This is a genomic window from Blastococcus sp. KM273129 (genome assembly GCF_021698995.1).
Taxonomy (GTDB): domain Bacteria; phylum Actinomycetota; class Actinomycetes; order Mycobacteriales; family Geodermatophilaceae; genus Blastococcus.
The window spans coordinates 1-23,810 of the sequence record NZ_SSXB01000077.1; the positions used below are offsets into that span (position 1 = coordinate 1).

Consider the following 23,810-nt stretch of genomic DNA (forward strand, 5'->3'; position numbering starts at 1 on the left):
CCACGTCATCGGTCGACGCCGACCAGCTCACCGTCACCTGCGCCGGCCCATCAGCCACCGCCGCCACACCCCCCGGCACCGACGGCGCCGTCGTGTCGGTCGTGCCGCCACCGCCGCCCGGCAGGTCCAGCTCGGCGTGGTAGTAGCGCTTCGTGTTCTTCTCATCGCTGGCCAGCACGACCAGGCCTGTTGCTGCAGTGATCGGCGCCTTGGCCGTGGTCGCGTTGTTGATCAGGGCTCCCGACCACGAGAGCAGTGTGGCGCGCGGCGAGAACGACAGATTCGCGCCCATCGAAGCTCGGCGGTAGTAGATGCTGCCGCCGCTCTCGGTGGACATGATCACGTAGACTTGGCGGTTCGTCGCATCGAGCGCCAATTGGGGTCGGGTCAGCTTCTCGGACACGGTCGCCACCGTGGTAGGCGTCCACGACCCCGTCGACGAGCGGGAGAGCACCACGACGCTCGGGTCGGACCGGGAGTCGGTGGACGCGTCACCGCGGGACGTCTTGATCGCCGCGTAGATCCGGCCGTCGTCCTCCATCAGCGACTTCAGGTTGACGTGGTCGTCGGCGCTGCGCGTGCCGGAGAACGGCGTCTCCATGGTCCAGCCCGCGTTGCTCGCCGCGGTGTCGGGGTGGACCGCGAACCGGATGGCGCTGGACTGCTGGTCCGACCACATCACCCCGATCTTGCCGCCGAACGCCACGATCGCCGAGAGGTCGTCGGCACCGATGACGTTGTCCGGCACCGGCACCAGGAACGGCGCCGTCCAGGTCGTGTCGCTCGTCGTCGAGTGCGCCACCCACACCTGGTCCTGGCCGGTGTTGCTCGGGTTCGGCTTGGTGAACGTGACCCACAGGCGGCCGCGGCTGTCCCGCGCGATCGTCGTGGACTCGATGCTGCCGGAGGTCACCGACTTCGGGAAGCCGCTGTCCATGGAGTAGGTCCGGCTGGCCGGGTTGTAGGACAACCGGGCGGCCTGCAGCGCGCCGTTCGTGACCCGGCTGGCCACGTACAGCTTGCCCCCTTCCCACAGCGCGTCACCGGTGCTGGCGGCCCGCTTGTCCACCACTGTCCTGGTGTCGAGCCAGGTGTGGTCCGGCTGCAGCCGGTGAACGGTGACGTCCGGGTTGCCGTCAGCACCGTTGACGTTCGTCCGCATCAGCGCCCACCACGAGCCGTCGTGGAACCACAACTTGCTCTGCGGCTTGTCCTCGGTCGGCGACGGGCCCGCCGTCGCGAACGCCGGACCAGGACGATGCATGGGAGATCCCCGTGATGTAGGGCGCAGACCACACCGGTCAGCGAGACAGCCGCGCGCAGCGTAAGGACGCACAAGCCCCGATCGAGGCGCTCTCACGCTGGCCGGCTCGATCGCCCGCATGTCACGACGTTCGGTAGCGCTCCATGTGACGAACAGTTGACTTTCGAGCGGAGAAGTAGCGGAGCCTGACTGGGGTGAGGTAGCCCTCGGCGCGCTACTCGAAGGCGCCTGAGCGAGCCAGCGCCCCGACGAGTTCCACGACGTGCGGCGCGAGCCGGTCGGCGAACTCCTCCTGGTCGGGCGAGGCGGGCCAGCCGTCGGAGACGGCGTCAACCAGGGTGACGGGGAGCTCGGCACCTCGGGCGGCCGACGCGAGCGCCTCTCGGGTGTCGCTCTCCGTCGCGGTGACGATCAGGACGATCCGGGCGTCGGGCGCCGCCTCCTCCGTGGCCTTGAAGGCGGCCGCAGCCGCCTCCTCGATCGCCCCGGCCGCTGCCTCCTCCGTGCTGGTGTCGTGGAACACGACGAGCTGCGTGGAGTGCTGGACCTCAGCGCGCACCAGATCGACGAAGGAGCTCGCGGCAGGGTGGTCCGGCACGAAAGCGCCTCCACCCTCCCCTGCAGTCGTCACCGCGATCGGAGCGCCCGCCTGGCCCAGCCGTTCGGCCAGAACGGTCGGCCAGGCACCCTCTGCAGACGCCACGGCAGTGGCGACGGCTGGATCACCGCTGATCACGACCGTGGTGACGGGGTGCACTGCGGGCTCGCTGGACTGAGTGGGCGTCCCGGCCCGGCCCGCGCCCTGACCGGGAACGGTCGTGCCCGCCGCGTCCTCCCCCGCGCCCGGGGTACCGACGGCACCGCCGCCCGCCGCGCCGGGAGCGCACGCACCCAGCGTGATCAGGACGGCCACCATCGCAGCCGCCGACGAGCCCGCACGCCACCTGTGCCCGTTGCCCATACGTCCAAGGTTTGCCTTCCCGGTCACGACCGGGCTCGATCGTCGCCGGATCGACACGTCGGTCCAGTCGAAGGTGCGGCGCTCCGTTACCCTCCGTGTTGGAAAGAGGCAGAGCGGGTTGTCGGCGTTCCGGTCACCTCAGAGGTCGGCGGGTTCGGGAGTCGGTGGAACCGGAGCCGGCGCGGCCCGGCGGGGCCGCCGCCCGGAGCGGAGCAACCGGAACTCCTCCTGGAAGAGCCTCCGGGTGAGGAGCAGCGTCAGTCCGCCCGCCGCGACCGCGATCGATCCGGTACCCAGGAGGGTGAGGACCTCCGACGAGTAGGAGCGCAGCCACACGGCGACGGGAACGGCCACGGCCGCCGTCACCGCCGTCGTGGGTAGCGACCGGGCGTAGGCGCGGAGCACCGAGTGCACCAGTCCTGGCCGTACCCGGCCCGAGAACTTCAGCATCGTGGCCCAGTGCGCGACGATGGCCCCGGACGCGCCTGCGGCCACACCGACGACACCCCAATGGCTGCCGATCCAGCACGCTGCCACGACCTCGACCGCATAGAGCCACTGGCGCCAGGCTCCGCCGAAGACGGCCCCGGTGGCGCGGGTCAGCGATCCGCTGATCTTGTACGCGGTGCGTGGCAGCAGCACCACCGCGAGGATCTGCAGCGGCAGCGTGACGCCGGACCAGCCGGGCCCCAGGAGGATGCGGACGATCTCCGGCGCCAGCACGCAGAGCAGGACGCTCGCCGGCAAGGTCACCACGGCCACCAGCGAGTTCGCCACCACGTAGGCCCGGGCGAGCCGGTCTGGTTCGTGCTGGACCCGCGACATCGCGGGGAACAGCACCTTGTCCGCGACTGTCCCGATCAGCTGGGCCGGCGTGACGAGCAGTTGGTAGGCGCGGGAGTAGAGGCCGAGAGCCACCGGCCCGAGCATGGACGTCACCACGAGGTTGTCGCCGTTGGTCCCCACCCAGTTGCCCAGCTGCGACAGCGAGTAGCCGGAACCGAACCGGAACACCTTCTTCCCGCTCGCCAGCATCGCCGCGGGGCGGTGCGGCCGGACGTCGTGCCGCTCGAGCGCGTACCCACCGATCGCCAGGAGCAGCGACTGCGCGATCTGCCCCCAGATCAGCGCAGCGGCGCCTGCGCCCGCGTAGGCGAGCACCACTGCGGTTCCGAGGTACCCGAAGCCGTAGGAGAACAGCTGGAGCAGCGCGAGGGCACGGAACCGCAGCCGCCGCTGCAACAGGCCGGTGGCGACGGCGCTCAGCGCCCCCAGCACGAGCGCCATGCTCACCAGCCGCAGGTAGGAGCCATCCGGCGGCAGCCCCACGAGGGGTCCCACGAGGGGGGCCAGGAGGAACAGTCCGGCGGCCAGCACGATGCTCAGCGCGGTGGAGAGGTAGAACGCCGTCGCGACGTCCGCCCCGTCCAGCCGTCGGGCCTGGACGAGCGCGGGCCCCACCCCGAGCTGGCTGACCATGACGACGAGGCTCAGCACGACCATCGACGCGGCCGCGATGCCGAACTCCTCCACGGTCACCAGCCGGGACAGCACCACGATGGCGACGAGTTGGAGGACCGCCTGGCCGACCGCGGCCAGCATCGACCACGAGAGGCCCCGGATCGCCGTTCGGACCAAGCCCATGGTCAGACCGTTCTGCGTTGCGCGAGGGCGGCGACCGAGCGGCGGACCGACCGCCGAGCCACCCGCTCCGATCCCCTCAGCGCGTCCCTCACGGCCGACCGCACCCCCCGGCGCAACCAGCCGACGACCATGCCCAGCTCGGCCAGGGCCACGATCGGGCTGCTGCGCCGCGCAGCACCGAGCAGGAGACGGCGCGGCAGCCCGGTGACCATCGGGTTGAAGACGGTGACGGCCGCGGAGCCCGAGGTGCTCACGCCGAGCGGCGTGTCCACGTCGACCAGGTCGTCGGCACGACCGAGGACGGTCGGTGAGCGGAGCAGGCCCGGCGGTTCGCCCGGGAACTCCTGCAGGAATTCCCAGTCGATCACCTTCAGCCCCTCGGCCCGGTCGGTGAGGAGGTTGGCCGGCGACAGGTCCAGCAGGAAGCTGCCCTTCTCGTGCAGGGCCCGGGCGAGCTCCGCCATCGCCAGCGAGACCTGGGGTTTCAGCTGCACGTGCTGGACCCCGGGAAGCCTGCGACGGACGTGCGCGCCCGTGTCGGTGTACCGCGGCGAGAGGATCCAGTTCGCCCCGGATGCCAGCATGGCGGGCACCTCCGGGAGAGCCGCGAAGTCGGTCCGCGCACGAAGCTCGCGAGCCAGGAAACGGACCGCGCTCGGGTAGAACAGCTTGCACACGCACTCCCCGAACTCGGGGTGCACGACCACGGCGGAGATCGCCCTGCGGCGGTGGCTCGGAAGCAACTCGACCACCGGAAAGGGGAAGACCGTCTCGGCGCGGATGCGCCCGATCTTCTGGCGGCACCGGTCGAGGACGTCGTCGTCGCGGAGGACCGCGAGGTAGTCCAGCGCCTGACGGGGATCGTCGGAGCTGTGCACCGGGTTGTAGCGATGCTCCGGCGGTACCCCGGCGAGGAGTCGCCGCCGGATGGCGAGCTTGGACTCCAGCACCCGGCGCGCGTCATCGGTGCCGGCCGTCCCGACGGGCGCCCCGGGGAGGGCGGCACGCAAGTCGTAGGCGACGACGTAGGCCGCCGGCGGACCCCCACCGACGGCGAAGGGGCCCCGCCCCCAGTTGCCGCCGCGGACGGCGGCGGTGGCCCGCTGCACGGCGGCGGGATCCAGCCACACCGTCTCCAAGGGCTCGAAGCCCTCGCGGGGCAGTTCGTCCTGCAGGCGGGCGAGCATCGAGATCGCGCGCTCGCGCAGGACGAAGACGCTCAGTCCAGGGATGCCGCCGTCGACGGGGCCGTACTGCTCCTCGATCCGGTGACGCAGCCAGTCGTTGGACGCGGAGAGCTTGTCGAGCGTGTCGAGCGGGGGGCGCAGTCCCTTGCCGGTCAGGTAGGCGTCGAGATCGTCCATGGTGAGAGGCACCGACACCCCGGCCGCCTCGGCGAGTTCCCCGAGGATCTCCAGGTAGTCGTGCTCCAGACCCGCCGTGGCGAGCGGGGCCGCCCCGGCAGATCGAGGCAGCCCCGATGCGTCACCCTTGTGGTATACGGCGTGGTACGCCATGGAATCGAAGTGGTCGAGCGGAGAGGGCACCCGGTAGCGGTCCCGCAGCAGCACCGCCCGCTCCAGCACCGCGCGGGCGAGCGGCTCCGAGAAGTACGGGATGCTGCGGTAATCAGAGCCCGGCAGGCCCGTCACCGAGTAGACGTCGAACTTCTGCCGTCGTGGCGGAAGCCGGTGGGACGTCAGCACGGCCCCGACCAGGTCGAGGTCCTCGTCGGCGACCAAGATGTCGATGTCCTCACCGGGAGCGACCTCGGGAAGCGTCTCGAACCAGCGCAGGACGGCGTACCGGATGCCCTGACCGTTCAGGAAGTCGAAGAAGTCGTCCAGGTCCACGCCGGCGTTGAGGTAGCGCCGCGTCCGCGTCCGGCGGAACGGCAGCGCCCGCCGAGCCACCGTCACGCATCGACCCGAGACGGAGCTGATTCCGGACATCGTCCTACTTCCTGCGACCGGCCGGGGCCGGGTCTCTTCCGTGACGGGACGCGGTCGCGCTCCCCGTCGGCTGGTACCGCGCGGCCCGCAGCTGTTCACGCCCGCGCGCATCGTCTCCCGTGCATTCTGGCGCACGTCACGCCGCATTCGACCGGTGTTGCTCCCGGGAAAGACGTCTCTCACCCACATGGAGCAGGGATCGGGCAGCCCGAAAGAGCGACGTCGTCCGAGGCGTGGCCCTGTGATCGCCGTTTCGCAACTACTGTGCAGACGAGCTTGAGAGATGCGACCGGCACCGTGCCGGTCCACCGACGGCCTGGAACGAGAAGCGGTTGCGCGACGACGGTTCTCGTCCACAGCCACCTTGACGGGAGCCGAGACGTCGATGCCTGCCCGCTCGCCTGCTGTGATCTCGACGCGCCGGCGGATCGCAGTCCCGCTCGCCGCGGTCCTCACCATCGTGGGTCTGGCGTCCTGCGGTGAACCGGGCGCACCTCCCGAGCGCCTGACCACCCCGCCGGGGGTCGAGGTGCAGGCCGACCTCAGCTATTGGTCGCAAGGCGCGGAGGTGCTCGAGCTGGACGCCTGCCTTCCGCGCAACAGCGAGGAGGCCACGCCGGCGGTGCTCCTCCTGCATGGGGGCGGGTTCACCTCGGGCGACCGTGACAGCGAGGGCATGCGCCGGCTGTGCGAGTACATCGCCCAACAGGGCATGGCGGCTTTCCCGGTCGACTACCGGCTCGCGCCCGCGCACACCTACCCGGCGCAGATCGACGACGTGGGCAACGCCGTGGCCTGGCTGCGGGAGCCGGCACAGGTGGAGCGTTTCGGCATCGATCCCGCTCGCATCGGGGTCGTGGGCAGCTCCGCAGGCGCGATCATCGCCCAGTCCACCGGCACCCGCGGTTCCGGGCCCACGGACACCGGTCAGCGGGTGGGCGCCGTCGTGTCGCTGAGCGGGGTCTCCCTGATGACCCCAGAGGCGCAGGAACTCGGCGAACCCAGCCCTCGGGCGACCGACCTGGTGCTGGGCTACCTGGGCTGCAGCTCCGTGGCCGAATGCCCTCAGGCCGCCGAGGCCTCGCCCATCTCGGCCCTCGACCCGTCCGATCCCCCGATGCTCCTGGTGAGCGGCACGGACGAGATCGTGCCGGCCGAGCAGGCAGAAGCCATGGCGGCGGCGCTACAGGACGCCGGCGTTCCTGCCGACCTCATCATCCGGGAGACGTCCAACCACGGACTCGCTCTGCTCGACTCCGATGCCCGCCGCTCGATGATCTCGTTCCTGGAGACGCACCTGTGACCACGATCCGTGAACCCGCCGCCTCGGAGGTCCCGCTGAACGACCACCCCACGGACCACGGGCACGGTCCTGCCCGCTCAGGGTCCCCCTCCCACGCATCCAGCGGTGACGCCACCCTGCGGGACGTCCTGCAGATCATCCGCCGCAACTGGCTCATCGTCGTGGCGGCGCTCACCGCTGCGCTCGTCGGCGGTTGGGCCATCACCCAGGTCACTCCCCCGACCTACGAGACCCAGGCGGCGGTGCTGGTCTCGCCCGCCGTCTCGGGGGACGCCGTGACGATGGCCCAGGCATCGTCGTTCGTGTCCAACCAGGTGGCCACCTACGCCGCTCTCGCGGAGACTCCGGCGGTGCTCGACCCGGCTCTCGAGCTGTCCGGTGCCGGCCTGGCGTCGACCGAGGTGGTCGACGCCGTCACCAGCGAGCTCGTTCCGCAGACGTCGATCATCCGGGTCACCGTCGAGGGCTCCTCCGGCCAGGAGGCCGCCGAGCTGGCCAACGCGATCGCCACCACGCTGATCGACCAGATCGAGCAGCAGACGCCCGCGGACGGCGCGGTGCAGGTGAGCGGCAGCGTCGTGGAATCGCCCATCGTCCCGACCACACCCGTCTCCCCCATCCTGTTGGTCAACCTGGCGATCGCGCTGACCATCGGACTGCTGGTGGCTTTCGTCACGATCGTGTTCCGCCAGGCACTCGCGGCGGGTCCGTCCCGATCGCGATGACGACCGAGTCGTCCGTGCGGCCGAGGTGGGCAGCCGCCCGGGCTGTCGCGTGGGCGGCGCTGGCAGCTGCCACGGCATTGCTGCTGGTGGGGCTGTCCTACCTCCATCCCGTCCTGCCGATCGTGGCGGTCGCCGCGGGAGCGATGCTGCTGGTGGCGGCGTTCCGTCCCAAGGCCTTCGCTCTCATCACGGCGCTGGTGATCGTCACCTCGACGCTGCTGGAGGCCTTCCTGGGGACGCTCGGGGGCTACGCGGACGAAGGCATGATCGCCCTGGCGGTCACCGCGCTGCTCTCCCGGCGGCTCATCACCGAGGGGCGGATCGTCTGGCTCCCGGGCCTCGGGTGGTTCGTCGGATTCGTCGCCATCGGGCTGCTCAGCACCGTGTCCGCGGACGGGCCGTTCAGCATCGCCGTCCCGGCTGCCTTCATCGCCGTCAAGGGGGTGCTCTTCGCCCTCGCGCTGGCGCAGTTGCGCTGGACCCGGGACGACCTGGTCGTCCTCATCCGGGTGGGGCTCGCCACCATCGCCGTCGTGGCACTGACCGGGTTGCTCAACCTCGTCGCACCGGCCACCTGGGCGAACCTCCTGACCGGCAACCCACCGATGAACGGCGTGGGCCCGCTTCCCGCGCTGAGCGGCCTCTTCCAGCACCCCGCCGCGTTCAGCCGCTTCTGCGGCGCCCTGGCCGTGGCCTGCCTCACCTATGGGCTCGTCGTCCGCCGCTCGCTGGCCAACACGCTGCTCACCGCCGTGACCACAGGCCTCGCTTTCCTGACCTTCCAGGTCAAGTCGATCGTCGGGTTGCTCGCCACGATGAGCGCGATCGGCGCCCGGTTCCTCCGCCCGGCAGGCGCGATGGCGCTGCTCTGCGCCGCACCGGTCCTCGCGCTCGTCGCGGCGCCACCACTGCTGGAACTGGTCGGTGCGGACTTCGCGCTCTACGTCCTCCAGGACTCGGCCCGGTCGGAGCTGACGTACGGCGGCTTCCTCGTCGCCGCACAGTACTTCCCGCTCGGTGCCGGCTTCGGCATGTACGGCAGCTCCACGGCCGCCGCGATCTACAGCCCGATCTACTACGAACTCGGCTTTCCCGGCCGCTACGGCCTGAGCCCGGGGACGGGGCAGTACCTGAACGACAACCAGTGGCCGGCGATCCTCGGCGAGACCGGGTGGCTCGGCGCAGCCTGTTTCGCCGCGGGCGTCCTGGCCATGCTGGTGTCTCTCATGCGTCGGACCTCACCCGCCGAGGACAGGCTGGTCCGTTGGATTCGGCTCACCGGGATCGGCTGGATGGTGCTCCTGCTGGTGGAGTCCCTGGCGTCCCCTGTCTTCGTGTCCCCGCCGTCCTATCCGTTCATGTTCGCCGTCGCCGGCATCGCCGCATCCTTCCGCTCCGGGTCGCGCGCTCGGGAGGCCGGCGGTGACCGGCCGCAGGCCGGATCGCCGGCGTACGACGGCCCACGGGCCGGTGCCGTCCACAGCTGAGCGGCACGGCGCCCGGGCAGGCGGAGACCGCGCCCGACCCGGGGCTCGGTCGGCAGCCGGCTCGCCGGTGCACGAGGCGGTGCTCGCTCGGCTGTCGTCAGGCGGTGAGCCGCTGCACCCCGGTCGCCGCGGCCGTGGCCACCACGTCGGCGGTCAGGTCGTCCACCTCGACGGCGAACCCGACGCCGGCGTCGGCGAGCAGCTGCACGAGCTGGTGCTGGTGGTCGTCGACGTGCTCGCCCCGTGCCCGCCGCCTCGGGACGACGACCGGCGCGATGCCCCGGTCGAGCAGTTGCAGCACGGTTCCCACGCCGGCGTGGGTGATCACGACGTCGGCCTGCGCGGTGAGCCGATCGAACTCTGCGGACGGGAGCTCGGCGACGACCCGTCCCGGCAGGTGCCTGCGCGGTCGGGTGTCGCCCAGCTGCCAGACGGTGCGCTCGTCGGCCAGGCCCAGCTGCATGATCCGGTCGATCAGGGAGTGGAACTCGTACCCCCGGATGGTCCCCAGGGTCACGAAGAGGGACGGCTTCCCGGGGGTGACCCCGGACAGAGCCTGCGGCCGGTAGGTCGACAGCACGCTGGGGTGCACCCCCCACCTGCCCCCCGCCCACCCCGGGTGCTGGCTCCTCATCTCGGCGAACCTGAGCGCGGCGATGATGCGCCCGCTGAGCGAGGGCCCCTGCAGCCGGGAGACGCTCTCGATGTAGAGCGAAGGCACTCCGGCGAGTCGTGCGGCCGGCAACGCGGCCAGGGCCACGGCGGCACCGGTGCTCACCGCCGCGGCATAGCTGCCCCGGCGGATGCGGGGCAGGATCTCAAGGAACGCACGCGCGATCGACTTCGCGTCGCGGGGGCGGATGTAGGGCACGAAGAGGACATCGCGGCCCTGGAGGAGCGATTCGCTCTGCGGATTGCGGAAGGTCACCCACAGGGAGTCGTCGGAGGCGCCCAGTCCCGGCGCGAGTCGGACGAGCTGCGCCAGGTGCCCACCGGTCGAAGCGGCCAGCACGAGCCGGCGCCGGCGCCCGTCCTGGAGGTCGGGCAGGGGCGACAGGCTCATCGGGGGTCCTCAGACGTCGTGGCGGGCGGGGCGGAACGTTCGTCCGGGGCGGCGTCCCCGACCGCTTGCTGCGCAGTCGCGGCGCTCCCGTCTGCGGAGGGCAGAGGGCGTGCACCCTGGGTGCCGCCACCCGAGCGGGCGGAGGAGCGGAGGAACGCGGGTGGCACGTACAGCCATCTCACACGGCTGGTGACACGGGCCAGGGCGAGCGCAGCGACCGCCGCCACGACGGTGTAGATCAGCTGGACGGCCACCGCCAGCCACCGCGGCCAGCCTTCCGGATCGAGCAGAGGCAGCGGCGCGACCAGGATCGCGACGATGAACATGTGCAGCAGGTAGATCTTCAGGCTGTTGACGCCGAGCGTCTCGAACACCCCGATGAGGCGCCACCGCACGAGGCGGGCGACCACCATGATGCCGGCCGCGACCGCTGCCACCTGACCCATCAGCGCCAGGAAGGGGATCCAGCGCAGGCCCAGCAGGATCAGCACAGAGACGACGACGAACACCACGCCCGCGGCCACCAGGTGGCCCAGGTGGGCGCGTGCCACGAGGTCCCTGATCTGCCGGGACCACACGGCGCCCACGACGAAGAAGAAGAAGAGCCCGCCGACCCGGTTCCACCCGACGTTCTGGACGTCCACGAGACCGGTGCTGAAAAGGGTAGAGACGATCGCGCTGCCCGCGACCTGCACCCACCCGGGGAACCGGGCGATCAGCCAGCGGAGCAGGGTGAAGAGGAACAGCGCGAAGAGGAACCAGTAACCACGGGGCCACACCAGGATCAAGGGCAGCTCGGCGGGCGGGGTGGCTGCCTCCTCCCCGAAGCTGAGGTCCATCCCGGGGACCAGGTACGTGAAGAGGCTCCGGATCACGGAGAAGACCACGTACAGGTACAGGATCGGCAGGAGTCTGCGGCGCCACAGGGCAGGAAAGCTGAACTGCGCCTGCCGGGCGGCGAACATCCCCGTCAGGAGGAAGAACGCCGGCATGGGGAACAGCTCGAAGGCCGCCCGGGCTCGGCCGAGCATGGCGTCGACGCCGGCCGACTGCAGGTACAGGATGACGTGGTAGGCGACGACCATGAACATGGCGACGCCCTTGGTGGGCTCGAGCCACGCCAGGCGCCCTGCCGTCGCTCCGCCGGCGCTGCCCGACATCCTCACCCCATTCCCCCACCGGCCCTCGTCGGCCGGCGGTGTGGATCCGCTCGGATGCGTCGACGCATCGATCCAACGGTGCGCAATGCTACGAAACCGGCGAGTGAACGCGAAAGGAGTGGAGGTCACGGTCCCCCGGACGGGTCTCGTCCCGCCAGACCGGTTGCCCGGGCGGCCCTGCCGAAGGTGGGCTGCTCAGCGGCCGGCGCGGAGAACCGGTCACCGCACGCTCACCGGCAACCCTTCGACGTTGCGCAGGGCGAGTTCCACGACCCGTGGCAGCGCGGTCCGGATGGCACGTCGGGCTGACGACGCCTCGTCCAGCACTCCCTCCACGGCGTCCATGACGTCGGCGGAGAAGCCGTGCTCCGGTGACACGCACAGTCCAGGAACTCCGAAGAGCTGCATGAGACCCTCGACCTTGCCCTGCGTCGCCAGCGTCACGGCCGGTACCCCCTGCAAGAGGGACATCACCGCCAGGTGCATCCGACCGGTTACCGTGATCGTCGACCGCTCCGCGAGCCCGCGGACCTGGGCGGGGGTCAGGAGCCTGCGCACGTGCGTCACGTCCGTCGGCCCGGCCCGTTCGGCCACGGCCGCGCAGGCCGCCAGGTCACCGGCCCGCTCGCGGGCGACGTGCGGCAGCAGCACGACGTGCAGGCCCCGCGACCGGAGCCCGTCCACGACGGCGACGTAGTCGTCGGTCTGGTCCAGTCGCTCGGCCAGCAGACCGCTGACGTTCACGAGCGCGACCGGTCGGTCGACGCCCTCGAGGACGTCCGCTGCCGCGGACCGCTCGACCGAGCGAGCGGCGAAGACGACGTCCGCCGCCTCGCGCACCCCGACGATCCCGTCCCGGCGCGCCCGCGCTGCCGAGACCGGGTCACGGAGCAGCAGTCGGACGCCGCTCCGTCCGGCGGCGGCGAGGGATCGGCGGGCCGCTGACCGTGGCCGGTCGCTCCAGCTGAAGCCGATGACGCGCGTGTCGACGCCGGCCCGTGCCGCTGCGGTGGCCAGCGTCGACCGGCGCACGGAGGCGGGCAGCGAGTAGCGGCCGTCCATGACGTCGGCCCCCACGATGCAGAGGTGCGCCGCATCCGCCAGCGCCTCGCCGAACCCCGCTACCGCGGCACGGTGCTCGGCGCCGTTGCCGTAGAGCAGCCCGGGGAGCCGGCAGACGGACACGCGCCGGCGGCAGTCGTCGGACATCTCCGGCTCTGCGGCGTCCGGCACGATGACCGTCACCGGACCGCCGATGTTCTCGATCAGCGCCTCGAGCAGGGCCTGGTCCCCGATGTTGCCGTTGCCCGGTGCCGAGACGATGAGCGTGGCCCGGGGGGTCCGCGTGCGGGCCCGGAACGACCGGCGGACCAGCGTCCGGTCGACCAGCCCCGGGAGCCCGCTGCCGACGACGGACCGGCGCCAGACCCGCAGGGCGCGGGAGAAGAGCACGGTCACGACTCCACCTCCACGCGCGGCGCCGGCGGCCGCGGGTCCACCGGCTCCGTCGTCGTCCCACCGCCCCGGGCGCTGCGTACCGTGCCGCGCAGGGCGGCGATCGCCCCCAGGTCCCTGCGGAACGCCGGCCAGAGGAGCCCCAGGGCGACGACCACCGCCAGCACGCCGGCGCTCCCCACGAGCAGCCGGAGGAGGTGCGCATCCGCCGGGATCGGGAGGACGGCCAGGTGGGAACCGGTCGCAGCCAGGGCCAGCAGGACACCGGCACGGACCCCGTTGCCGAACAACCTGCCGGAGAGCCCCTCGACAGCCCGGCGGATCCACCACAGGGCGACGGGCCACGCACAGGCCGCGGCGACCGCGTACGCCACCGCCACGCCCTGGACGCCCCAGGAGGACCCGGCTATCACGAGCAGCACCATCGCCGGCCTCGTCACGAGCGCGTAGCGCAGTTGCGACCGGGTGAGCCCCCTGGCCAGGAACACCCAGTACACGGCGTAGGCCGCCGACTGGAAGAAGCCGGCGATGAGCAGGACGCGCAGCAGGGGGACGACGTCGGCCCACTGGTCACCGAGCACGATGTGCACCACGGAGGGTGCCTGGGCGACCAGCAGAGCGAACATCACGGCGATCAGCGTGAGCAGCACCACCTGCCCGTAGGAGACGAAGTCCGAGAACCGCCTCGGCTGCGACTGCAGCCGCGACAGCACCGGGACGGCCACCCGCGTGGAGGGCGCCTGCAGCTGGAGCAGCAGCAGTCTGACCAGCTGCGACGCCCGGTCGAACAGGCCCACGGGCGCCGTCCCGAAACGTGCCCCGATCGTCAACGTTGCGGCGCTGGTGCCCGCCAGGTTGAGCACCTGGGCGCCGAGCAAGGGCAGCCCGTAGCCCACGAACGGCCGGATGGTGGCGCCCCGGTCGATGCCTCCGGGCAACCACCTCCCGCCGGCTGCGAGCAGCAGGAGCGTCACCGCCCCCTGGACGAGTTGCAGGGCCACCAGCGCCCAGTACCCGTGGCCCAGGAGTGCCAGCGAGATGCCGACGGCCACTCCGACGGCCTGCCCTGCCGCTTCCGTGCTGACGAGCACGCCGAATCGCAGGGAGCGGACGTGCATCGCACGGTGCTGCGTGGACAGCCCGTTGAGCACGAAGGTCACGGACAGCGCCATGGCCACCGCCGTGAGCCGCGGATCGTCGAAGGCGGCTGCGATCAACGGGGCAGCAGCGCAGAGCAGTGCGGCCAGCACCACCCCGATGCCCGAGTTCAGCCAGAACAGGTTGTCCCGCTCCGCCCGGCTCAGGGTCGAAGCCTGAACGGCGGCGGTCGAGAGCCCGAAATCGCGGAACAACTCCCCGATGCCCACGATGACGGCCACGATCGCCACCACCCCGTAGTCCTCCGGGGACAGCAGGCGGGCGAGGACGACGATGCCGACCACCTGCAGCAGCGCCCGGGCCATCTGCCCGCCCAGGGAGACGACCGCTCCCCGCGAGGCGGCCACCCCCAGGCTCGCGCCGCCTCGGCCGGCCGGGCCGGTCCCGGCTGCTCGTGTCACCGACCGCGCCTGAGGGCGAGCGCACGGAGGTAGGCGTCGCGGTGCCGACAGCCGATCCAGGCCCAGTCCCTGCCGTCCAGCCGGGGCGGTTCGTCCGGGAGGGCCACGGTGGAGTCAAGCGCCGCCTCCAGGACCTCCGGCGTGAGGTCGCCGGTGTGCTGGAGCACCCATCCGGGTCCGACCTCCTCGGCGAGCGCTTCGTTGGTCGGTGAGGAGGGGACCAGGACCGGCCGTCCCAGTGACAGCCCGGCGAGCAGCGAGCCCGAGTTGTGCATGAAGCCCCGGTAGGGCAGGACGACGAGCTGCGCCCGGCAGATCTCGTCGACGAGTTCGGCATCGTCGACGAACCTCAGGGTGCTGCTGATCCGCGGATCACGCGCGCACGCCTCGAGCACGCCCTCGGCCTGCCCCGGGTGCGGCTGTCCCACGATGCGCAGTCGAGCATCGCTGCGCGGCAGCTTCTCGAAGGCCTCGATCAGCTGGTCGACGCCCTTGTAGGGCCGGATCAGCCCGAAGTACAGGACCCGACCCGGCTCGGCCTCCGGCTTCCGGTGCGGCGCGAAGGCGTCGCGGTAGTGCCCGTGCGGGATCAGCCAGACCTCGCCGCCCACGGCCGGGCTCGCCTCGTTCAACCGGATCACCAGATCGATGCGCCGGGAGAGCTTCGCGAGGGCCCTCTGCTCCGCCGCGCTGCCCTCTTCGTGCGGCCCGAGGTTGTGGGCTGTCCAGACCAGCGGGATGCGTTGCAGCCGCAGCCGCAGGAGCAGCACGGCCAGGAGCCGCCGCTTGAGGATGCGGGCGCCGATGCCCCGGCTGTCGCGAACCAGCAACTCCGGCCAGTGGACGTGGAGGACGTCGTACCGGCCGAAGAGGGCGGTCCACCAGGTGAAGAGGCGCACGTCGACGTCCGGGGGCGCCCCCTCGACGATCTGGTCCACGTACTTGGTGGTGCCGTCGGGCGGCCGGAGCGAGTGCAGCACGATCAGCGGACGGGGCCCGCGGCCCGGGGCCTCCGAGGCCTCATCCATCCCCTGTCCACCGTCAACGGTCATGGCGACGGCGGCGCTCCCTCCTCCGTGCGGCTCGGCCGCCGCGTCACGGGGCCGAGGGCCCCACCGGCGCCACGCGCGGACGGGCGCCCTGATCCCGGCTCTTCGTAGGACGCTAGCGTCCCACGGCCGAGGTGGCGGCCGCCGGGTCCGCGGGCCTGCGGCCGGGCCGCCCGCCCGTGATCGCCCAGTACGATCGTCCGCGGGAGGGACATGAACCGGATAGCAGTGATGGCTCCCGCCCCCGGGGCACGGGTCAGCGGCACGGAGGACGTCCGCATCCGGGTCACCGGCGGGGACACGGTCGAGGATGTCCGGCTCCTCACCGGCGATCTCGCCGGGGAACCTCTCGAAGCGACCCGTAGCAGCGGGCGGGAGTACGTCATCCGCTGGGACACCACCCGGCGAGGCGACGCCGGTGGCGAGGCGTCCGACGAGGATGACGTCGCGACGCCGGGGGACGCGATGTTCTGGCTCACGGCGTCCGCGGTGGTGGACGGGGTGGCGGTCCGTTCCGAGCCCGTACCGGTGGTCACGGCGAACGACCCGCCGGGGCCCGGAGACGTGCCCCCCGGCGGATGGCGGGCGGAACTCGCGTGGGCGGCCGACTACAGCGCATCGACCGACCGGTGGCAGGCCGGCCATTCCGCGGTGGTCGGCGGCCGGTACGCGTCCGTGCAGGACGACCCCCTGCTGGGCCCGGTGCGACGCGTCGTGCGGGTCTCCGTCCCCGACCGGGCCCAGGACGACGACGACCAGCCGACGACGTCGACGGTGCGCTTCCAGTCGTCGAGCCCGCAGGTCATCCAGGAGGGCGATGAGTTCTGCGTCGGCTTCGCGTTCCTGCCAGATGACGACTTCCCGACGTCCTATCCCGACGACGACGTGACCAACCCGGGCGACCGTCCTACCGGGTGGATCGCGCTGTTCCAGTTCTACGGCCCGCCGTACAACACCAGCGCCCCGCTGGTGCTGCACGCCAGCCGGCCGACCGTCGACACGCCCCTCGACGAGTTCAAGCTGAGCGGCAACGACCTCAACCCCGGCGATCCGGCGCCGCTGCTGTGGCTGCCCTACCGCCGGGGGCACTGGACCGACGTCGTGCTCCGCATCCGCGCCTCGGCCATGGTGGAGGCGGGGTGGATCGAGGTCTACGCCAACCAGGGGGAGTCCACGCGGGTCCGCCCGATGCCGCTGCACGGCCTGCACCGCATCCCGCGCGTCCTCTTCCGGGAGGACTCCGAGGAGTTCCGCACCGACATGCAGATCTACCGGATCAACGACCGCTTCGACCGGGTGACCGTGTGGCACACCGGACACCGGATCGCGGAGACGGTCGAGGAGGCGGATCCCCGCTCCTACCGGGAGCCGGCGGCGTGGTGAGGGACGGGATCTCCCGGCGCGCCTTCCTCGGGGCCGGCGCCGGCGCCCTGCTGCTCGGCGGGATCGCCGTCGTCACCTCCCAGCAGGACGGGCCGCCGACCACGCCCGGGGCGACGACGCCGACCGAGCCCGCCGAGGACCCGCGACCGGCGCTCGCCGACGTGCTCGCCGACGCGGACGCCTCCGCCGGCGTGCGCCTGCTGGGCAGCCAGTGGGCCGAGTGGTACGGCGCCCCCGCAGAGGAGTGGAGCGCGCTGTTCATCTCCTGGCTCCTGCGCGCGCGGGGCCTCCCCAGGACCGACGACGTGGCCGAGCTCTACGACTTCTTCGACCGCGCCGACTCGCTCGGCGACCGGCCGGAGGTCGGCGCCCTGATCTTCTACGCCGATGGACCTGTCCTCCCGTACCGCGTGGGGTTGGTCACCTCCGTGACGGACGGCGTGGCGCAGACGATGGAGGGCGACCACCCGGTGAGCCTGCCGCCCGCGGAACGCTTCGTACGGCGCTTCGCCCGGCCGTGGGACGCTGCACGCATCACGTACGCCTACCCTTCGTACGCCTGAGAACCGGTCGCGGAGGTGCCATGCGGATCAGCGTCGTCCTGCCCGTCTTCAACGACGCGGCCCACCTCGTCGACGCGATCGACCGCATCCTCGGCCAGACGGGCGTCGACGTCGAGCTGGTCGTGGTCGACGACGGCTCCACGGACGGTTCCCGCGCGCTGGCCCGCGCCGCGGCCGACCGGGACCCCCGGATCCGGCTGATCGAACTGCCGCAGAACGGGGGGGTGGCCCGCGCCCGCCGCTGCGGCGTCGAGCAGGCCACCTCGGAGTGGATCTGGTTCGTGGACTCGGATGACGACTGGTCGCCAGGGTCCGCGGAGCACCTGGTGACGGCCGCCGAGCAGAATCCCGGCAGCGACGTCGTGGTGGCTGCGGCTCGGTACGTCTTCGAGTCGGGTCGGACGCCGGCTCCGCTCGTACCGCCGACCGGCCCCCCGGTGACGGGCGCAGACGCGTTCCACCTGCTCCTCGTCGGGCGTGTCACGGGCCACCTGTGGAACAAGCTCTTCCGCCGGGACCTCCTGCTGTCCGTCGAGTTCACGCCCGCCCGGGTGCAGTCCGACCTGGCCTTGGTCGCCCAGGCCCTGGCCGCTGCCGATCAGGTCTGCTTCACCCCGGCGCACGTGTACGACTACCGGGTGCGCCCGGGCTCGATCATCACCAGCCGTTCCAGCCGCGCCGAGTCGCTGGACCTCCTCGCCGGCGCCGTCGAGTCCGCCGCCAGACGGCTGGGCCAGGAAGTGGTCGACAGCGACGACTACCGCTACTTCGCCCTCCGGTATCTCACGCTCTCCGGCCTCAAGGACGCGGTACAGGGGCCTTACACGGCGGAGGCGCGCCGGCAGCGCATCCGGCAGCTGCGGTCCCGGGTCCGCGTGCCGGACATGCTGCTGCTCGCCCGGCGCCGTGACCTGAAGCGACTCGCGTTCGCGGTGTCGGCGAAGATGTCGCTGCCCCTGTACCGGAAGCTGCTCGCCGCCGCTGACCGGTGAGGCATCCCCGCAACGTCTCCACCTGTCGGGTGACGACCCCGTCTCGAGCCCACTGCGGCCGCCGGCCGGGCCAGTAGGGTCGGCGGAGATCCGTACCGGCGGCGCCGCCGCCCGAAGGCGTGGAGGAGCTGGCATGAGGCGTTCCCGAGGTCGCTCCGACGTGGCCCGATGAGCGCCAGGCACTCCGCTCCACGGGCGACCCAGGTCTTCGCGGTCGCCCGGGGCCAGTACGACAACATCGGCGACATCGTGCTGCGTCGGCAGCTCCTCGACTGGATCCGGCCCGCGGGCGATCTGCACGTCTACGTCGGCCGCTCCCCTGCCGGCTACGACGAGGGGCTGCAGCTCGCTCCGGACGACAAGGTGTACCGGTCCCTGCGCACCTGGTACGGCGCAGCGTTGTCCGCGGCGCTGCGGGGGCGGGCCGCCTACGCGTTCAAACCAGGCGAGATCCAGCTGACGCTGATCGGCATGAAGGAGCACCTCTCGCTGCTCCCCCTGCTGATGGCGCTGCGGCTTCGCCGCGGGGCGGCCGTCCGCGCGGGCGTGGGCACGCGAGACTTCGCACCGCTACCCCGAGCGCTGATGCTGCCGTCGATCCTGCTGTCCGACGTCACGCTCTGGCGGGACGACGCCACTGCTCGGTACATGCGGCGAGGTGGGGTCATGCCGGACCTGGCGTTCGGCGAGGGCGGCGGCGACGCCGACGTCGCGTCCTTCCGGGAACTCGCGCCCGAACGCGACGTGCTCGTGGTCTCCATGCGTGGCGACGTGGACCGGCCGTACCCCAGCCGAGCATGGATCCGCGCGGTGCGCGGCTTCGCCGAGAGCAACGGCTGGCGCATCACCGTGGTCACCCAGGTGCGGGTGGACGACGAGCGCACCGGGCGGCTCGCCGACGATCTCGGCGGGGAGGCGATCCACTGGCCGCCGGACACGCCTCACGACCTGCAGGAGCACCGGCTGCGCGAGGTCTACCGGCGTGCGGCGATGGTGATCTCCGACCGGTTGCACGTGGTCATCGCGGCATTCACCGACGGCGCCGTCCCGGTGGGCTCGCCGGTCATCCCCTCCGACAAGGTCGACCGGCACCTGCGGACGATCGGGATCGAGGGGGCCACGGTCGACGCCGGCTCGGATGACGAGGACGAGATCGCTCGGCGCCTCAGCGCCCTCGCCGCTCGCCGGACCGAGCTCTTCGACCACCTGCTGGAGGCGCGTCAGCGGCTGAGCAGGCACCGCGGCGAGATCCAGCAGGCGCTGGGGCGATCCCCGGGAGCCCCTCGGCCCTCCGTCCACCACCTCGGCCGCGTCGGAGACATCGCGGGCGGCATGACGCAGGTCGTCAACGGCTACCTCGAGTGGCGGTTCCCCGAGGTCGACGTGGAGGTCATCACCTCGCGCGGCAACCCGCACGACCTGCGGGCCGCGGCGGTCAAGGGGGCATCCGCTCTGCTGCGGATCCTGCGGCTGCCGCGCCGTTCCTCGGTGCTGGTGGCGCACCTCTCCGGCGGTGGCTCCTTCCTCCGGGAAGGCGTCCTGCTGCGCGTGGCACACCTGCGCGGGCTCGCCACGGTGGCCCATCTGCACGGCAGCTCGTTCGCCCTGTTCGCCGCCCGGCACCCGCGCCTCACCGCCTGGGTGCTGGGTGGCGCCGACCGGGTCATCACCCTCTCGGGCGAGGCGACGGAGGTCGTGCAGCGCGCCGTGCCGCAGTCGCGGGTGGCGCTGATCCCCAACGCCATCCCCGGCAGCCGGCCCAGCCCCAAGCGGAACCTGGTGGTGTTCGGCGGTGTGGTCTCCTACCGGAAGGGGATCGACGTCCTCCAGGACGCCTGGGAGAAGATCGACGCGCCGGACTGGGAACTGGTGGTGGCCGGGCCCGTGGAGGACGAGCGGCTCATCCGCCGCGACATCCGCGGGCTCACGTTCGCCGGCGCCCTGCCGCACGAGGAGCTCATGGCGCTGCTGGACCAGTCGCGCGTCGCGGTCCTCCCGTCGCGCCAGGAAGCGATGCCGATGTTCATCCTCGAGTCCATGGCGCGGGGCAACTGCGTCGTCTCGACGGACGTCGGTGGTATCGCCGCCGTGCTCGATGGCTGCGGCGTCGTGGTCCCGCCCGCGGACCCCGACGCGCTGCGGTCCGCCCTGCAGGACGTGATCTCCGATGCCGACCGGCGGGACGATCTCGCCCGGGCGGCCCGGACGGCGTTCGAGGAGCGCTTCAGCTCGGCGGCGGTGTTCCCGCGAGTCGAGGCCCTGTGGCTGGCGGCGCTCGCCGAGCGCAGGGGGGCATCGGTCCGCTCCTGAACCGACGGCGCCCACGCTCCAGGCGCGCCGCCGTCACTCCGGCGGTGGCGCCGTCGTCTCCTCGGGAGCCGTCGTCTCCTCGGGCACCGTCGTCTCCTCGGGAGCCGTGGTCGTCACCGGAGGCTGCGTCGTCACCGGAGGCTGCGTCGTCGTCACCGGAGGCTGCGTCGTCGTCACCGGAGGCTGCGTCGTCGTCACCGGAGGCTGCGTCGTCGTCACCGGAGGGTGGGCTGCACGGAACCGCTCGGCGACGGCGGAGACGACCGGGGCACGGGACTGGGCCGGGTTGCCGCGCCGGTTCTCTCGACCGAGCGGATCGAGGGCGCCGACGCCGATGACCGGCCACTCGGCGCAGACGACAGCGGGGCCCAGGGGGCTGACGACTCGAGCAGCGATGCGACCGCCCGGGGCAGCAGAGAGGGCGTGGCGGGAGTGGCGCCGGCGGCCGTGGCTGCGCTGCCGGACTCGCCTGGCGTCTCGGTAGCCACGTCCGGGGCGACGGCGATCCCCTCGGCCGGCCTCGGGGCCAGCGCTTCATCGAAGGGCTTCTCGTGCGGCACCGCCGGCAACGGTGCGAGCCGGTCGGCGGTCGAGCCGACCGAGCCCTGCACGACTGCAACCGGGACGACCAGCAGACCGAGCACGCCCAGGCCCGCGCCGACCGCCCAGCGCCGTCCCGAACGGTCCACCGAGGGGGAGGGTCGACGCGCCATGCCCGCGAAGTTAGGCCACGCCGGAACACCGACCGCCGGCATCCCGGTCGCTGCAGTCGGCGTGCCGGTCTAGCGCCGAGCGCCCTCACCCAAAGGATCTGACCGACTACCGGAAGTCTCGGAGGAGGTCGCCCCGCCGACTCGGGCGACAGCCGGTCAGGCGCCCGATGCGGCGGCGGCCTGCCCGCGCGGCGCCGTGACGGTGCGAGCTCCCACCCAGTGCTGGCTCCCGTCCACGGACGCCCGGTCGTCGGCGAGTCGGATCCCACGGCCGAGCGTCACCGCGACGACCCCTGACAGGAACAACCACACGACGATCCCGACGCTCCAGGCCCACAGCATGCAGTGATCATGGACCGTGGTCCTCGCTGGGTGTCACCGCTCGACTACTGGAGATGCCGTGTCGTCCCATGCGTCACAGCAGTCGCACCAGTGGCACTCGGGTCGGCCGGCGACTCCCCCGCCGCCGGCCCCGGGCAGTCGTCAGGTCGCGCGGCGGCCCAGGGCCCGGTAGGTCCAGCCAGCGGCTTCCCAGAGGTCGCGGTCGAGCGCGTTCCGTCCATCGAGCATGCGCCGGGACCGGACGACCTTGCCGAACTCCTGCGGGTCCAGCTCGCGGTACTGCCGCCACTCGGTGAGCACGAGGACCGCGTCGGCCTGCTCGGCTGCTTCCTCGGGGCTGTCCGCGTAGTCCAGGTGCGGCCACTGCCGGCGGCTGTTCTCCACCGCGGCCGGGTCCGTCACCCGGACGACGGCGCCCTGGAGCTGGAGCTGCGCGGCGACGTTGAGCGCCGGGGAGTCGCGGATGTCGTCGCTGTCGGGCTTGAACGCCGCGCCCAGGACGGCGACCCGCTTGCCCAGCAGCGAGCCGTCGCACACCTCACGTGCCAGCTCCACCATGCGGATCCGGCGGCGCATGTTGATGTTGTCGACCTCCTTGAGGAAGGTCAGCGCCTGGTCGGCGCCCAGCTCACCGGCGCGGGCCATGAACGCCCGGATGTCCTTGGGCAGGCAGCCGCCGCCGAAGCCCAGGCCGGCGTTGAGGAACTTCCGCCCGATCCGGTCGTCGTAGCCGATCGCGTCGGCCAGGAGCTTCACGTCGGCACCGGTGGCCTCGCACAGCTCGGCCATCGCGTTGATGAAGGAGATCTTGGTGGCCAGGAACGAGTTCGCCGCCGTCTTGACCATCTCGGCGGTCGCGTAGTCGCTCTCCACCTTGGGGGTGCCGCGCTCGACGATCTGCGCGTACACCTCGTCGAGCAGCGCGCGGGCGGTGTCGCCGTCGGCGCCCGCGGGCAGGCCGTACACCAGCCGGTCGGGGTGCAGGGTGTCCTGGACGGCGAAGCCCTCGCGCAGGAACTCCGGGTTCCACGCCAGCAGCGCCCCGGGCACCTTCCCCTCGACCATCTCGGCCAGGCGTGCCGCCGTCCCCACCGGCACGGTCGACTTGCCCACCACGAGGTCTCCGGACGCGAGTACCGGGAGGAGCGCCTCGGTGGCCGCCTCCACGTACCGGAGGTCGGCGGCGTACTCGCCGCGCTTCTGCGGGGTGCCCACGCAGACGAAGTGCACCCGGGAGCCGGCCGCGTCGGCGAAGTCGGTGGAGAACGTGAGCCGCCCGGAGGCGAGGGTCCGGCCGAGCAGCTCCCCGAAGCCGGGCTCGTGGAACGGCGGGGCCCCGCGCTGCAGGGATTCGACCTTCGCAGCATCGACGTCGACACCCACCACCTCGTGACCGAGCTCGGCCATCGAGGCGGCATGCACCGCACCGAGGTAGCCGCAACCGATGACCGAGATCTTCATGCGATTCTCCTCCAGCCCAGGACGGCTCACTGGGCGAGCTGTCTCGCCACTCAGCGCCGTGGCACCCGGACGTTACGTCGCCGCTCCCCGCGAAGGCCAGACAGCGGCGGGCCGCCGTCACCACGTAGGGCTACGCGCGCCCCGCACCGCGTCTTCCCGCACCGTTCCGGCGGGCGTCACACACCGGACATCCCCCCAACGCACTGGCACCGACAATGGAAACGGTGGAACACTTCCAGACAGCCCGCGTCGGGCGCGCACAATCCCACACCGAATCGGGTCCACCGGGTGGATCCGCCTTCCTTGCGAGAGTCGTATGGAATGGGCTCTGCTCGCAGTGAGTCTGTGGGTGCTGTGCGCTCTCATTCTGGCGCTGTTCATCGGCCGGACCATCCGACTGGCCGACCAGCGGGAGTCGATCCTC

Annotated in this window: 18 protein-coding genes; 7 read left to right on the forward strand and 11 right to left on the reverse strand. The window is 72.0% G+C overall.

Translation table 11 applies throughout. The features are described from left to right. From E9565_RS17690 to E9565_RS17705, 4 genes are all read right to left on the reverse strand, one after another. Positions 1-1,384: hypothetical protein (locus tag E9565_RS17690; protein WP_236836142.1), on the reverse strand; the 1,384-nt coding region annotated here is incomplete at its 3' end. A 94-nt stretch (positions 1,385-1,478) separates the two neighbouring features. After that, a complete protein-coding gene (locus E9565_RS17695; RefSeq protein ID WP_236836144.1) occupies positions 1,479-2,282 on the reverse strand; it encodes a hypothetical protein in 804 nt (267 codons plus the stop codon). 81 nt (positions 2,283-2,363) lie between these two features. Then, entirely contained in the window at positions 2,364-3,869 is a 1,506-nt protein-coding gene (locus E9565_RS17700; RefSeq protein ID WP_236836147.1) for a lipopolysaccharide biosynthesis protein, read from the reverse strand. Between the two features lie 2 nt (positions 3,870-3,871). Continuing rightward, the gene (locus E9565_RS17705; RefSeq protein WP_236836149.1) at positions 3,872-5,788 is read right to left on the reverse strand and encodes a hypothetical protein; all 1,917 of its coding nucleotides are present in this window, start codon (positions 5,786-5,788) and stop codon (positions 3,872-3,874) included. A gap of 316 nt (positions 5,789-6,104) precedes the next feature. Here E9565_RS17705 and E9565_RS17710 point away from each other — a divergent pair, with 316 nt between their 5' ends. The 3 genes from E9565_RS17710 to E9565_RS17720 are packed head-to-tail and all read left to right on the forward strand — an operon-like array spanning position 6,105 to position 9,336. Then, the gene (locus E9565_RS17710) at positions 6,105-7,124 is read left to right on the forward strand and encodes an alpha/beta hydrolase (RefSeq protein WP_236836150.1); all 1,020 of its coding nucleotides are present in this window, start codon (positions 6,105-6,107) and stop codon (positions 7,122-7,124) included. Next, positions 7,121-7,849, forward strand: coding sequence for a YveK family protein (locus E9565_RS17715; RefSeq protein WP_236836153.1), 729 nt, complete (start codon positions 7,121-7,123; stop codon positions 7,847-7,849). The genes E9565_RS17710 and E9565_RS17715 overlap by 4 nt, the downstream gene beginning before the upstream one ends. Continuing rightward, positions 7,846-9,336 (forward strand): hypothetical protein, encoded by a 1,491-nt coding sequence (locus E9565_RS17720; protein WP_236836157.1) that lies wholly within the window; start codon positions 7,846-7,848, stop codon positions 9,334-9,336. Before E9565_RS17715 ends, E9565_RS17720 begins: the two co-directional genes overlap by 4 nt. A 97-nt stretch (positions 9,337-9,433) precedes the next feature. Here E9565_RS17720 and E9565_RS17725 read toward each other — a convergent pair whose 3' ends face one another. From E9565_RS17725 to E9565_RS17745, 5 genes are all read right to left on the reverse strand, one after another. After that, a complete protein-coding gene (locus tag E9565_RS17725; protein ID WP_236836159.1) occupies positions 9,434-10,399 on the reverse strand; it encodes a glycosyltransferase in 966 nt (321 codons plus the stop codon). Next, positions 10,396-11,559 carry an acyltransferase gene (locus E9565_RS17730; RefSeq protein ID WP_236836163.1) on the reverse strand — a complete coding sequence of 388 codons (1,164 nt, stop codon included), beginning with the start codon at positions 11,557-11,559 and terminating at the stop codon, positions 10,396-10,398. The genes E9565_RS17725 and E9565_RS17730 overlap by 4 nt, the downstream gene beginning before the upstream one ends. Before the next feature lie 219 nt (positions 11,560-11,778). Then, positions 11,779-13,017 (reverse strand): polysaccharide pyruvyl transferase family protein, encoded by a 1,239-nt coding sequence (locus tag E9565_RS17735; RefSeq protein WP_236836166.1) that lies wholly within the window; start codon positions 13,015-13,017, stop codon positions 11,779-11,781. Continuing rightward, entirely contained in the window at positions 13,014-14,519 is a 1,506-nt protein-coding gene (locus E9565_RS17740) for a lipopolysaccharide biosynthesis protein (RefSeq protein WP_236836168.1), read from the reverse strand. Before E9565_RS17740 ends, E9565_RS17735 begins: the two co-directional genes overlap by 4 nt. A 50-nt stretch (positions 14,520-14,569) precedes the next feature. Next, a complete protein-coding gene (locus E9565_RS17745) occupies positions 14,570-15,601 on the reverse strand; it encodes a glycosyltransferase (protein ID WP_236836171.1) in 1,032 nt (343 codons plus the stop codon). 252 nt (positions 15,602-15,853) lie between these two features. On the opposite strand from E9565_RS17745, the gene E9565_RS17750 reads away from it, so the two are divergent. From E9565_RS17750 to E9565_RS17765, 4 genes are all read left to right on the forward strand, one after another. Next, on the forward strand, positions 15,854-17,005 hold the full coding sequence (locus tag E9565_RS17750) for a polysaccharide lyase (protein WP_236836174.1): 1,152 nt from the start codon (positions 15,854-15,856) through the stop codon (positions 17,003-17,005). Next, positions 16,999-17,568, forward strand: a complete 570-nt coding sequence (locus E9565_RS17755; RefSeq protein WP_236836176.1) for a CHAP domain-containing protein — start codon at positions 16,999-17,001, stop codon at positions 17,566-17,568. Before E9565_RS17750 ends, E9565_RS17755 begins: the two co-directional genes overlap by 7 nt. 20 nt (positions 17,569-17,588) lie before the next feature. Continuing rightward, positions 17,589-18,560 (forward strand): glycosyltransferase family 2 protein, encoded by a 972-nt coding sequence (locus tag E9565_RS17760; protein ID WP_236836178.1) that lies wholly within the window; start codon positions 17,589-17,591, stop codon positions 18,558-18,560. Positions 18,561-18,728: 168 nt separating this feature from the next. Next, positions 18,729-20,870: a glycosyltransferase family 4 protein gene (locus E9565_RS17765; RefSeq protein WP_236836180.1), complete on the forward strand. Its 2,142-nt coding sequence runs from the start codon at positions 18,729-18,731 to the stop codon at positions 20,868-20,870. A gap of 869 nt (positions 20,871-21,739) precedes the next feature. Here E9565_RS17765 and E9565_RS17770 read toward each other — a convergent pair. Further along, positions 21,740-21,925 carry a hypothetical protein gene (locus tag E9565_RS17770; RefSeq protein WP_236836183.1) on the reverse strand — a complete coding sequence of 62 codons (186 nt, stop codon included), beginning with the start codon at positions 21,923-21,925 and terminating at the stop codon, positions 21,740-21,742. A gap of 141 nt (positions 21,926-22,066) precedes the next feature. After that, entirely contained in the window at positions 22,067-23,386 is a 1,320-nt protein-coding gene (locus E9565_RS17775; RefSeq protein WP_236836185.1) for a UDP-glucose/GDP-mannose dehydrogenase family protein, read from the reverse strand. Positions 23,387-23,810 lie beyond the last annotated feature (424 nt).